Annotated in this window: 10 protein-coding genes and 4 pseudogenes; 5 read left to right on the forward strand and 9 right to left on the reverse strand. The window is 63.0% G+C overall.

Annotation, left to right across the window (positions count from 1 at the left end):
• Both QZT63_RS19980 and QZT63_RS04940 read right to left on the reverse strand, forming a co-directional pair.
• Positions 1-174 (reverse strand): annotated as a pseudogene (locus QZT63_RS19980) (MFS transporter); the annotation flags it as partial.
• A gap of 712 nt (positions 175-886) precedes the next feature.
• Positions 887-1330, reverse strand: coding sequence for a GFA family protein (locus QZT63_RS04940; RefSeq protein ID WP_366635973.1), 444 nt, complete (start codon positions 1328-1330; stop codon positions 887-889).
• 207 nt (positions 1331-1537) lie between these two features.
• On the opposite strand from QZT63_RS04940, the gene QZT63_RS04945 reads away from it, so the two are divergent.
• Positions 1538-1717, forward strand: coding sequence for a hypothetical protein (locus QZT63_RS04945; protein ID WP_290649106.1), 180 nt, complete (start codon positions 1538-1540; stop codon positions 1715-1717).
• Here the strand turns inward: QZT63_RS04945 and QZT63_RS04950 are convergent.
• From QZT63_RS04950 to QZT63_RS04995, 7 genes and pseudogenes are all read right to left on the reverse strand, one after another.
• Positions 1714-2166, reverse strand: a pseudogene (locus QZT63_RS04950) (DMT family transporter); the annotation flags it as partial. The gene QZT63_RS04945 and the pseudogene QZT63_RS04950 overlap by 4 nt on opposite strands.
• Positions 2167-2446: 280 nt before the next feature.
• On the reverse strand, positions 2447-2791 hold the full coding sequence (locus QZT63_RS04955) for a hypothetical protein (RefSeq protein ID WP_290649108.1): 345 nt from the start codon (positions 2789-2791) through the stop codon (positions 2447-2449).
• Positions 2766-3368, reverse strand: a complete 603-nt coding sequence (locus QZT63_RS04960; protein WP_290649110.1) for a hypothetical protein — start codon at positions 3366-3368, stop codon at positions 2766-2768. Before QZT63_RS04960 ends, QZT63_RS04955 begins: the two co-directional genes overlap by 26 nt.
• Positions 3364-5628: pseudogene (locus QZT63_RS19985) on the reverse strand (efflux RND transporter permease subunit); the annotation flags it as partial. The gene QZT63_RS04960 and the pseudogene QZT63_RS19985, both read right to left, overlap by 5 nt.
• Positions 5628-5996, reverse strand: coding sequence for a hypothetical protein (locus tag QZT63_RS04985; RefSeq protein WP_290649116.1), 369 nt, complete (start codon positions 5994-5996; stop codon positions 5628-5630). The gene QZT63_RS04985 and the pseudogene QZT63_RS19985, both read right to left, overlap by 1 nt.
• On the reverse strand, positions 5948-6781 hold the full coding sequence (locus QZT63_RS04990) for an efflux RND transporter periplasmic adaptor subunit (RefSeq protein ID WP_290649117.1): 834 nt from the start codon (positions 6779-6781) through the stop codon (positions 5948-5950). Before QZT63_RS04990 ends, QZT63_RS04985 begins: the two co-directional genes overlap by 49 nt.
• A 59-nt stretch (positions 6782-6840) precedes the next feature.
• Complete coding sequence (locus QZT63_RS04995) at positions 6841-7476, reverse strand: TetR/AcrR family transcriptional regulator (RefSeq protein WP_290649118.1); 636 nt, start codon at positions 7474-7476, stop codon at positions 6841-6843.
• 395 nt (positions 7477-7871) lie between these two features.
• On the opposite strand from QZT63_RS04995, the pseudogene QZT63_RS05000 reads away from it, so the two are divergent.
• The 4 genes and pseudogenes from QZT63_RS05000 to QZT63_RS05015 form a co-directional block, all read left to right on the forward strand.
• Positions 7872-8243, forward strand: a pseudogene (locus QZT63_RS05000) (phospholipase A); the annotation flags it as partial.
• 277 nt (positions 8244-8520) lie between these two features.
• Positions 8521-9585: a hypothetical protein gene (locus QZT63_RS05005; RefSeq protein ID WP_290649120.1), complete on the forward strand. Its 1065-nt coding sequence runs from the start codon at positions 8521-8523 to the stop codon at positions 9583-9585.
• Positions 9586-9790: 205 nt separating this feature from the next.
• A complete protein-coding gene (locus QZT63_RS05010) occupies positions 9791-10657 on the forward strand; it encodes a hypothetical protein (protein ID WP_290649122.1) in 867 nt (288 codons plus the stop codon).
• A 30-nt stretch (positions 10658-10687) separates the two neighbouring features.
• Positions 10688-11935, forward strand: coding sequence for a hypothetical protein (locus tag QZT63_RS05015; RefSeq protein ID WP_290649124.1), 1248 nt, complete (start codon positions 10688-10690; stop codon positions 11933-11935).
• The last annotated feature ends 205 nt before the right edge of the window (positions 11936-12140 follow it).

Genomic DNA, 12140 nt, shown 5'->3' on the forward strand with positions numbered 1-12140 from the left:
AACCGCCAGGGTGCCGGTGATGAAGCCGAGCTGGATTGCGCTCGTCAGGTGGCCCAGTTCCGCGGTGGTAATGTCCCAGGCCAGGCTCAGCTCATGAATTACCGCATTGGGCGTGAACCACAGTGATGTGCCGAAGAACTGGGCGACAACGATGATGGCAAGGGCGCTGCGCATGCGTGATTCGTCCCCAATGACCCTGCACCGTACCCGTGGCGGCATCGGTTGTCACCGGCGCCGTCCATGCAGATACGAGGCCCCATAAATCAGGCTCCCGCCAGCGGTGCCGCCGATCCCGTTACCGAGGGTAGCCGGACCGAGGTTACCCTCGGCGCCGTAGGCGAGGCCGAATCACACCCGGGTCGCGATAGAAAGCTAGGAGGTGACCGCCCACTGGCTCTTCCCATCGTCGTCCTTGGCATGCATGAGCATACCTCCGCCCAGATCGAGCGCACACTGCACGCTCGCCGCCACATCGGCGACCTTCAATGTGCGGCATCCACTGCAGCAGAAGGTGAGAATATTCAGCGCGGCGCACGCCCAAGCCAATAATCGGCATGCCGATGTTGTTCATCAGGTCTTCCTCGCGCCAAAGTGGATTCTCGCCCGTGTTCAGCACACGCGAATGGAAGCGCACCTCTTTGTCGCGTTCGGGCACGGCGATGTCGGCGCTGCGGACAGCACCGGCGCCTGAGGAAAATGGTCCGTTCATGTTGGAGACCCGGTAAGCGTCGCATGAGTGTCGTATCGGATGAGCATAGAGTCCGTTCCAGTCAATCCAGGGGGCAGCCCAACGCCTCCAACACGCGCCGATTTGTAGTGGAGGGAAAGCCGAAACGGAAACCCTGTCGCCGTGTTTGGCTTTTTTATGAAGTTCGAGCACCCCGCTTTAATCTCCAGAATACAGAGCAAAAACCTCTTCGCCGGTAAGGTCCTTTGTCTCTTGTGCGAACGAGTAAAATGAAGGCTTTTGATCAATAAATATTTGTTCAGAGAATATCCATTGGTCACTGTCGTCGAAAAGCCCAACAGGAATCGCGTAGTGCCGTTCCTGCTTTAGGCGGTAGAACAAATGAGTGCCACATTTTTGGCAAAAACCACGCTCAGCCCATTCTGAGGAATCGAACGTGGATATATACTCAGTGCCCTCAAAATCCACAGCACTCTCACACTCGGCCGCGAAAAGAGGCCCCCCACCCCACTTTCGACACATCGTGCAGTGACAAGCGCCAATACTGTTGCTTTTTGCTCTAGCTGTGACCCGAACTGCACCGCAGAGACAGCTTCCACTATGCTCGGTTCTAGACTCCATGATTTCCTCCCATAGATGCATAACCCCTCGCCGATAAGCTGCGGACGCCGAAAGAGCCCGTCGGTTCCAGCGGTTCGTTGGACGAAGCCACTACGCGGCAGAGCCGCTTGAACTGATCGCCCTTCCGAGCCGGAGACTCGAACAGCGCACCCAACAGGGGGGAGGGGGGGCGGATTTCCGACTCTCAGGTGAACCATCACTCCGAAGGAACGCACTCGCTTCGACACTTTGTACCTGCAATATCTACTCGCCTTGAAGCGCCACGGCAAGGTGCCGAGGATCATCGAGGCCCACGGCCGCGCCGGGCGCGACTTGGCTGAGCTCGTCGCCAATTGCCGCGATGGCGTTAGAACCGACACCCTGAACGCCGACTTCGAACAACTCATCGGCATCCGCGGTTTCGGCTAGTCGTTAAATTGGAAGGTTGGCCGTCCGGGGCTCGAATAGACGCTCAGTGCGGTCACTGTGAATAATATCAAGCCCATGCCCAAAATTTGCGAACCAAAGAGGCTTTCATTCAAAACCACGACGCCGAACAGCGACGCGGTGACCGGCTCGACCATTGCCACAATCGAGGCCACGGCCGGGGCAGTATAATTCAGGCCGATGATATATATAACGAACGACAATCCCGCGCCGAGCACACCCAGTGCCACGAACAGCGGCCAATCCGGCGTCGTCATGGCGGCAACGATCTGCTGGGCATCGCCCGGCCAGACAAGAATGGCGGCGAGTACCGCAAACGCGATTGAGAGAATCGCCTGCGGGCTGCCATGCGGCGCCGCATACTTGAAGCCGAAAATGAATATCGCATAGGACAGCCCGGAAAGCAGCCCGGCCCCAGCAATTCCCGGCGATTAACAGGAGGCTTGCAGGATCAACAGCTTGCGGTAGGTTTGCGCGATAGCTTCTCGCAACATAAGCTTGGCCACTGCACCAGTCGACTTGTGTATGCGGAACCGTGGTTCGGGTATTACCCACCAGCGTCCGATCGAAAACACCGGAGAGGCAGCCTGGTCCGCAGCCATGAAATCCCTCGTGCGCGGTGGCCGACTCGTCACTTGCGTTGCAACTTCAGGCAACCAGGCTCCAGCTGACCTGCGACGACCTTTTATCAGGCAACTACAGGTTCTCGGTTCAACGGGTGGCAACTACTCGGAGTTTCGTGATCTGCTCTCTCTCACGGATGTCTGGACGACGACGCAGGATGTCGGCGGGAGTGTCCTCCGGAATGGCCTCCGGCAGCACGAGCGCCCGCAGGCGGCCATCGCCGAAGTCCAGCTCGCCCAGCAGTTCACCCGGCTCGGCGCCAACCAGCACCGCCAGTGCGCTCTCCAGGGTCAGCACCTGCTCGCGCAGGGGAGGCAGGCCGGCGCGGGTGGTCTCCAGCTCAGAGCGGGCCAGGCGAACGGCCAGGGCATCCGCGCTGCCCTCCTCGTAGCGCACTTCCTCGATATCAAGGGAACGCTGCCGGGATTCCAACGTCTATTCCGTGAGCGACAGCTGCTCCTGGGCAGCGCGCAAGTTGATGTAGGTGGTCACCACCTCGGCAGCCACATTCAGCCGCACGGCGTCCCGGCTGAACGCCGACTCCAGCAGCATGGGCCTCGGCGGCATCGCGCTGGCTGGCAAGCCGGCCCCACAGATCCAGCTTGTAACCGAGCATGCCGGAGACGGAGAAAAGGCTGCTGGTGCCGGCGGCGTCCGGAAACGGTACGGTCGCCTCGGGCTGCCGCTCGCGGGAGGCCTCCGCCTGGGCCTTCACCGTGGGCATGCGCTCGGCGTCGGCCAGGCCCAAGCGCGCATGCGCTTCCATTACCCGCTCCGCCTGCAGGAGAACATCCAGGTTGTCATCCAGAGCGCGGTCCACCAGACCGTCAAGCACGGGGTCGTCAAAGTGGCTCCACCACTGTTGCCAGTCTTCGTCGGCGGTGGTGGCAAAGAGTTCATGCTCCGGCCACTCGTCCGGCAGGTCGACCCGCGGCTGCTCGTAATCCGGGCCCACGGCACAGCCAGCTAGCAGCGCCGTGGTCGCTGCCATGGTGAATAACTGACGCATGGGCTCGCTCCTTGCGGCGCTGGCGCCGTTCCTTCTGCCAGGTGGCCAGGTCTTCCAGCAGCTTGTAGAACAGCGGCACGAACAGCAGCGCCAGGGTGCTCGCGGCGATCATGCCGCCCACCACCGCGGTGCCGATCTCCTGACGGCTGACGGCTGACGGCGCCGATGGTGTAGCCCGGAGCGGGGTCGGCCATGAGCTTCGCCGCGGGATAGACGTTAAAGCGGTCGATGATATCCGGCCCCGTGGTGCGCTCCAGGGTGACCAGGGAGCTCACCGGCAGCATCTCCCCATTATCGCTGCGTACGAACACCCGCCGCAGGTCGTGCGGATGGCTCCGATAGGCGCTCTGGGCCTGCATGTTCACCTGCTAGCTGCGCCCCTCCAGGGTGAAGTCGTTGACGTAGTCCGCCCCGAAGGTGCTCTGGAGGGCGCCGAAGACCTGGTCGATGGGCACGCCGGCGGCGCGGGCCTTCTCCCGATCCACCTCGGCGTGATAGCGGGGGATGCCGGTGTCCAAGGTGACGTTGGCGTTCACCAGTTCGGGGCGTTCATTGGCGACGGCGACAAACCGCTCGCCGATGGCCTGAATCTCCTCGGGCGACTCGTCACCGCGCACTTGCAGGAAGCCTTCGACGCCGCCGGTCAAGGACAATCCCTGGATGGGCGGCGGCACGAAGGCGAGGATATTGCCCTCCTGCATCTGTGCCCCCAGGCCCATGATGCGATTGGCCATGCTTGCAGCGTCCTGGCCTTCGCCTGTGCGCTTATGCCAGTCCGCCAGGGTGAGAAAGGCCACACCGGCGTTGCGACGCAGGGCGCCGGCGATCATGTCGAAGCCCGCGAAGCTCACCATCTCGTCGACTTCATCCATGGCCAAAAGCTGATCGGCCATCTCGTCACGGAACACCTCGGTGCGCCCCAGGGCTGCCCCGGCGGGTAGCATGGGCGCGGCCAGCACGAAGCCCTGATCCTCCTGCGGGACCAGACCGTTGGCCATGCGGCTGAGGGTGAACAGCGAGGCTCCGATGATGGCGGCAAACACCAGCACGCCGATGGCAAGGGTCAGCCCGAACAGGGTCAGCAGGTTCACCGATAAGCCCAGCGCCTGCATGCCGGCGAAAGTGCCGATCAGCGACACCGGGATGGCCACGAGTGGTATCAGCGTGCTGCACAAGTGCTGGAGAAACAGAAAAGTCACCGCCATGACCAGTAGCAGCGCGACGCCAAGGGTGATCACCACCTCCTGTATGGAGGCCTCGATGAATTCCGTGGTGTCGTAGGGGATCTCGTACTCAAGCCCGTCGGGAAACCGGGATCCCATGTCCGCGAGGGTCTCGCGCACCTGCGCGGCGGTCTCCACCGCGTTGGCGCCGGGCTGCAGGTAGACGCCAATGGTACAGCGGCCTGGCTGTTATAGGTTGCGGAAAAGTCATACCCCTGGGCGCCCAACTCCACGTCGGCGACCTGGCCAAGGCGCAGGGTCTGACCGTCCGCGTCACTGCGGATGATGACGTCCTCGAAGTCGTCAGGCTCGGTCAGCCACCCTGGCGTGCTCACGCTCAAGGTGAATGCCTGGCCGGATTCAGCCGGCTGGGCGCCGATCCGACCAGCGGCGAACTGGGCGTTCTGCTCCCGCAGTGCCGATGCGATGTCGGCCGGAGTCAGCTCGTACTGGGCCATGCGCTCGGGGTCCAACTACACCCGCATGGAATAGTCCTGGGCGCCGAACAGCGAGGCATCACCGACCCCCGGATGCCGCACCAGCTCGTCGATGACGTTAAGCAGCGCGTAGTTGCTGATGGCCACATCATCCATACTGCCGTCATCGGAGAACAGCGCGAGCACCTGCAGGATGTCCGTGGAGCGCGCCTCCACCTGCACGCCCTGCTGCTGCACTTCTTCCGGCAGACGGGCCATGGCGCGCTGGACGCGGTTGTTGACGTTGATGGCCGCCTGGTCCGGGTCGGTACCCATCTCAAAGGTGACCACCAGCTGAACCGAGCCGGCATCGGTACTGCTCGACTCCATGTAGATCATGTCGTCGACGCCGTTGATCTCCTGCTCCAGCGACGCGGCCACGGACTCGGCGATCACCTCGGCACTGGCGCCCGGATACTGGGCCTCCACCACGATCTCCGGAGGCACCACGTCCGACTACTGCTCCACCGGCAGCCTCGCAAGGGCAGCGCCCCCCATGATCAAGATGATGATGGAGATCACCGAGGCGAACAAAGGCCTGTCGATGAAAAAGCGGAACATCAGGCGTCCTCCTCGTCGGTGACGTCCACCGGCGCGCCGTCACTCACCGAGGCGTGGCCGTTGACGATCACCCGATCGCCGTCCTCAAGCCCATCGAGGAGGACGTGGTCGCCATCGACTACCGGGCCGAGTTCCACGCTGCGCGCGCTGGCGTTGCCCTCGTCGTCCAGCACATACAGCCGAGGCCAGTCCACGTCTTGGCTGATCACCGCCTCGGGGACGCCGAAGACGTCATCCAGGGTCTCCAGGAGGACGCGGATGCGCACGAACTGGCCCGGGATGACCACCCCGTCGGGGTTGTCGAAGACCGCACGGGCAGTCACGGAGACACTGCCGTGGTCGATGGTGCTGGCGGTGAAGTCGACCACGCCGGGATGTTCGTACTCCCCCCTTCCGGCAACCGCAGCGTCACGTCGCGCTCGTATTCCAGTTCGTCGCCGTCGGCGGCGCGGGCACGTCGGGCGGTGCGCCGGATGGCGGCATCATCCTCGGGCAGGGCGAAACGCACATGGACAGGATCGTGCTGCACGATGGTGGTGAGCAACGCACCCGGATCAAGCAGGCTGCCTTCCGGCATCGCCTCCAGACTGGTGACGCCGGAGACCGGCGCTTCTACCGTGGCGTAGTCCAGCTGCAGGCGTGCCTGGGACACCTGTGCCTCGGCCACGGACACCCCGGCACGAGCCAGGGTTACCGCCGAACGGGCAGTGTCGCGCTCGCGCTCACTGATGGCGTCGCGCTCGTAGAGCCGTTCAATCCGGCGCCACTCGCGTTCGGTCTCCTCAAGATCTGCCGCGGCGGATTCACGCTGCGCCAGTGCCTCTTCCAGGCGCGTCTCGAAAGGCTCCGGGTCGATACTGAACAGGGCATCGCCCCGCTCCACCAGCTGCCCCTCCTGGTACAGACGCTCCTCCAGAATGCCCTCCACCGGCGCCCGCACTTCCACGTCGCGGGCGCCGTGCACACGACCAGCGTAGTCCTGCATGACGTCCACGTTGGTGGGCGAGACGCCAGCCACGGTGACCGGGGGTGGCGGCTGGTCGGACTGCCCCTGCTCTTCATCGGAGCAGGCTGCGAGCAGCAGAGCGGCGACCACGGCGGCGGCCATGAAGGCAAAGCGTCGGGGGGAAGTGCGAAAGCGGAACAAGGCCATTACTGGCATCTCCAGTTGAAATCGGTTTGAACGTCTTATTCCTGGCCGCTTTCCCAGAGTCAGGCGGAGTTCTGCCCAGGCACGAGGATGCCGTGCAGCATGAAATCGACAACCGTGTCGGCGCGCTCCACTAGAGAATCCGTAGCCCCGGTCATGCGATGGGCAAGGACGGTTCCGTAGAGCGTATCGGCCAGGATCTGGCTGACCCCGGCGGAGTCCATCGCACGCATCCGACCCTGCTCCTTGAGCTGATCAAAAAGCACATTCCATTCCGGCCTGTCCCGCTCCGCGCGCACGAAGTACATGGGCATGTCGCGATCCTTGAACTCGGCGCGCTCCTGGATAAACAGCTCCACGACCTCCGGATGGTCGTCAAAAAACTGCAGAGAGACGTGCGTCACGGCGCGTATTTTTTTTAGCGGATCGTCCAGAGCCTCCACGCTGCTGGTCGCGTAAGACTTGAGCACTTCGACAGCCCCTTCAACGGAGGCCAGGAACAACCCCTCCTTGGTGGGAAAGTGACGGTAGATTGTGCCCTTGCCAACATCGATACCGTCGGCAATGTCCTGGACATCCGTGCAGCGGTAGCCATGCTCAGCGAAATGGGCACGCGCAGCGCGAAGAATCTGCTCCCGGCGCTCTTCCGCCGACAGGCGGGTGCGCTTCTTCGCGCACTGCTGATCTTGCTGTGTCATGAATGGAACATCCCGTCTGCCTTCCGACTCACCGGCCGGAAAGCAAAGAAAGATTAAGTCAAGTAGCCCGCTGCGGGAGATGGCGCACGCCATTTCGGACGGACGCGTCAGTCCGCCTATTGACGCTAAGTCACCCCAAGGTCAACCCAGGTGGTGCCGAAAGGGCCTCAGGGCCCGAACATCTCGCCCGATCATGGGTTCAAAAGTCTAGGGACTCGGGATGATGTCCCGACTGCAACGAATAATCCCGGCCCTGCTGCGTGGATTCGGCATACTCGCCCTGCTGATTCAGGGCCTGGCCTGCGCTTGGCGATGACACCCCACGGGAACGCGGAACGCTTAGACACCATCTTGTGTATATGGATGATGAACCGACACTGACGGTCAACGCGCCGATGTACTTCATCATCGGCCGGCGCGACTGCGGTGAAACCACGGCACGGTTCCAGCTCAGTTTCAAGCATCGGATTTTCGACGCGGAATTGACCGTGGTGGATGCGGCCCCCTTGATGAGTCGGCTGCACTTCGCCTACTCCCAGACCTCCGTGTGGAACTGGAGTGCCGATGGCTACCCGTTCGACTACACCAGCTACCGGCCGAGTCTGTTCTGGGAGATCGGCGCCGTGCACCGGCTGAAACGCGCTGGGTTTCTGCGTGTGCGCTTCGCGCACGACTCCGATGGCCAGGCCGGCTACTGGGCCCGCAGCCTGGGCACGCTGTCCATCATGTCCGGGGTAGCGGTGGACGCCTTCGATCGCGAGCTGGTTATTGCCCCCAAGGTGTTCGCCTATCTGTATGGGAGTGGGGATTCTCTAGCCAGTGCTCAACTAGCGCCTCGTCCGAAAGGATGTAGGCGTGGTGCAGATTCAGCAGGCCCGCAATCAGCCGCGGCGGTGCGGCGGGCGAGCTTCACCAACGCATGCTCGGGGTTGAACAGGTCCACCAGATCGTCTCCCACATGCCGGACCTGGCGAGGTGCGATCCGTCGATCATCGTCCATACTGAAAAACTCGCCCCGTCTCGGCATCGGAGAATGGGAAAGCCATGGCAAAGCGGCAACTCATTGTTGTTCACGGCATGGGCCAACACACGGAAGCGTCGTTCCGGGGAGAAGTACTCAACGCCTGCCAGCAAGCTTTCGGGTTGTACGAGTCACTTAAGGATCAGAATGTCACCGATAAGTTCGGCGTTATTGCAGTTGGTTACGGCGACTTCTTCGAAAGCCTTCGAAATATGCTGGGGGAACGCTCCCAGTCCCTAGGGGAGCAGCTGCAGACCAACCGGCGGGCACGTCTGATTTCGACAGACGCAGTCGCACGCCTCAATGGCATCGAATCGGAGATCGCGAATGACAGTTTTTTCACCACCCACTGGTTGGATGTGCTGCTCTACCGTTTCACGATCCTCAATGAGCCCATCCGGTTGCGACTCGCTGAGCGTCTCGCCACGGTCATTGCCGAGCACGGCCCCTCCAATGTCCACGTGCTCGGGCACTCGCTGGGCACAGCGGTTGTACACGATACACTGGCCAAGGCGTACGGTCCGGATGACTTCCGCGACGAAGCGGGCAATGCTCGCAACCTGAACCCCACGACACATCGTCTGGGCAGCGTACATATGGTCGCCAACGTCAGCCGGGCGCTTGACAGCTTCCAGGGCGTGGGGGCATCCATCGTGAAACCCGGGCGTGGCGGCTGTGTCAGTCGGTTCCAGGAGCACCGGCACAAGCTCGACCCCATCACCTGGGTGCGTCCCTTCGACCCGAAGGACAATGATGGCTGGGTCACCCCCACGGCCTACCGTCGCTCCTATGCCCTAAACAGGCTGCAGGCGGTGACCGGTGCAAATACCCATGCGATCGGCCACTATCTACTGGATCCCCAGGTCCATCGGCCATTGTTCCTCCACCTGTTCGACTTTCGACCGGACGCGGACGAGGCAGCCACCGCTCACCAGCGGTTTGCCGACCGCAGCCTGCGGGAGCGTGCCGCCGAACTGCAAAACGCCATTGGGGATTTTCGGCCCGGCTCGGACGACGGAGTAATGGATGTACTCCGCGCTGCCCAGGCCTTGAACGCTCAGGTGCAACGCTTCGGAGAGGAGTTCTAAAGGCATGGGTAGTGTTTGGCCACGACCCCTGTGGACAGGCGTTCCAGCCGCCTGCATTTTGGCGGCAGTGCTTGCCACGGCTAATGCCGCACCGGCTGACGATAACGCCCGCCCCTGCAGACCCGACGCCACCGCGGACGAATGCATATGCCGGCAACCGCCCCCTCCCGAGCCAACGCATCTTCCGCAGGTCGGTGCCGGTGCGGTGGCGGTCCGTGACAGGCTCTGCGAAGATCAGGGAGACCTACGGGAAGTGCTGGCCAGCTTCACGGCGTTTCTTCGTGATACCCGGGGGTGGTTCGACAGCTACGGCGGTTTCACCGTGGATGCCGAGGAGCCCTGGCCGGCAGAGTTCAACGACGCCGCTCTGGCGATCGTGGATGCAGCCCGTGGAGTTCCGCCGACCAGCGTAACCCCGGAGGGTGGGCTTGAACTGGAGGGCGAGGTGTTCTTCGACCCCACCCAGCCCGACACTTGTGCCGCCCGCGCCTCGGAGAGCGCCGGTCGTGCGACGGATTGCGTGGCGGTGCTGGAAGAGTTCGCCACCTACTACAACTACGCACAGCAGACCTACGCCGCCGACGGCGCTCTGGCTTTTGCCCGATACGCGGCACTGCTGCAGGAGGACTGGGAACGCTACCTGGACACGGCGCGTTCCCAGACGCTGCTGGAACTCACGATCAACAGCGCCCTGTACCGCCGCACGGAAGACGCCCGTTTCGATCCACCGCCGAACCGGCAGCTCATCGTCCTGCACCCCAACCTGGTAATGGAGTTCGTGGACGGCGCGGAATCCGGCCAGAAGCTCAAGGAAGCGCTGATGGTGGAGATCATCGGCGTCAATTACTGGCGGCAGGAGCGCTGGTACCTACCCTCCGGCGCCTCGGTCATGACCGTGTACTCGGACCGCGCGGACGTCAACGACTGGGGTTACGGCGTCAGCCTGCATTTCGCCAATCTCTACACCTTAGGCGTCTCGAGGCGATCCGGTGACGCGGGGGTGTTCCTGTCCATCGATCTGCTGAAACTGGTCGAGGACCGGCGGACCGTGCTGGAGCACTTCGGGCGCTGACCTCGTTGATCCTCGAACGGAGGGCGAGTTATGCAGATGCTGGACGCCATTCTGGCCTTTGCACTGACCCTCGCCGCCGCGGCCACCGTCGCGACCATTGTTATCGAGATTCTGCACCGCAGCCTGCAACTGCGCCGGCGTAACCTGGCGGTGATCGTCGCCCGGCTTGCCGAGGAGCTGGAAGGCGGCCCGATTGCCTTGGCTGCTGACGATCGCACCGCTTTTCTTACCGGCGTGCTCCTCAACCCAGTCGGGCCCGGTGGCGGCGACCCGGCGTCCCGGGATCGCGTAGCGCGCTTCGTCGACGCGGCCATGGATTCCCTTCGACGACGCACCGGTGTCAGGGCCAAGGTCAACGGTTTTCTGCGCTGGCGGGACGGCCGGTGCCTGTATGACCACGTTTCACTGGAGCACGTCCTTCGGCGTCTTGCCGACACCCGGGTGGTCAGGGCGGCGGTCCGAGATTCCACGGATCGGGTGACCCGGGAGTTGGAGCGAATCGCCAGGCGTTTCGAGGAGCTTGGCTCCGCGGTTGGCAACGGGTTCCGGCGGAAGGCCCAGAGCGCATCACTGGTGGCTGGCTTCGTCATTGCCCTGGTTGCCAACATCGACGGGCTGCGGATCTTCGACACTTACTTAGGCAACAATGAACTGACCGCCAGCGTCATCAGCCAGCAAGCGGCACTGGAAAGAAGCTACACGGACGCGGTCGCGCGGCTCGATGCCGTCCTGGAGGACTTGAGCGATGCCTCGGACGAGGACCCGCGGGACGCCATCGAAGTGATCACGGACCGCGTGGCGACTGCACGGCGGCAAGTCGACCAGCTCGTTGATCTGGGCGTGCCCATCGGCTGGCGCTATTATCCGGCGTGCTGGGATCCGGAGATACCATCGCGCACCGGCAACGCGTTAGGCGCAAACCCCCACGTGGATGCCCGCTGCCGCGCGATGCCGGAGCCACCGGCCGTGGCGGTGGATGCTCCGGTTCCCGCGCGTATTCATGCGACCCTGGGTGTGGATACCGCCGGTATTATTCTGTGGCTGGTGGCCATCGTGGTCACCGGCCTGCTCATAGGCCTCGGCGCCCCGTTCTGGTTCGATGTCGCCAAGCGTGTCAACCAGATCCGCCACACCACGAACGCCCCGCACGCCTCGGCGGAGAACCGCCTGTCGGGCCAGGACGCCAACGGCGATCCCGACCTCCGCGAACGTATTGTGCGACGGGTGGTCTCTGACACATTGGCGGACGTGGCACCGGGCCAAGCAGCATCTGGGTAATGCTTCCCACGCATCTGACCAGGCAAGTGGGGTTTTCCCTTAACGCTGCGCCCCATCACCCGGTGCCAGCCGATTCCGCCGACCCACTAGCCAACTGCGGAAAATACGGGGAAAATCGGGCCAATCCGCAGGCAAGGACTATCAGGAGGCAGAATGAAGGGCGACCAGAAAGTCATCGAATACCTCAACCGCGCGTTGCGCAGCG

Origin of the sequence: Aquisalimonas sp. (assembly GCF_007120195.1) — a bacterium.
GTDB lineage: Bacteria > Pseudomonadota > Gammaproteobacteria > Nitrococcales > Aquisalimonadaceae > Aquisalimonas.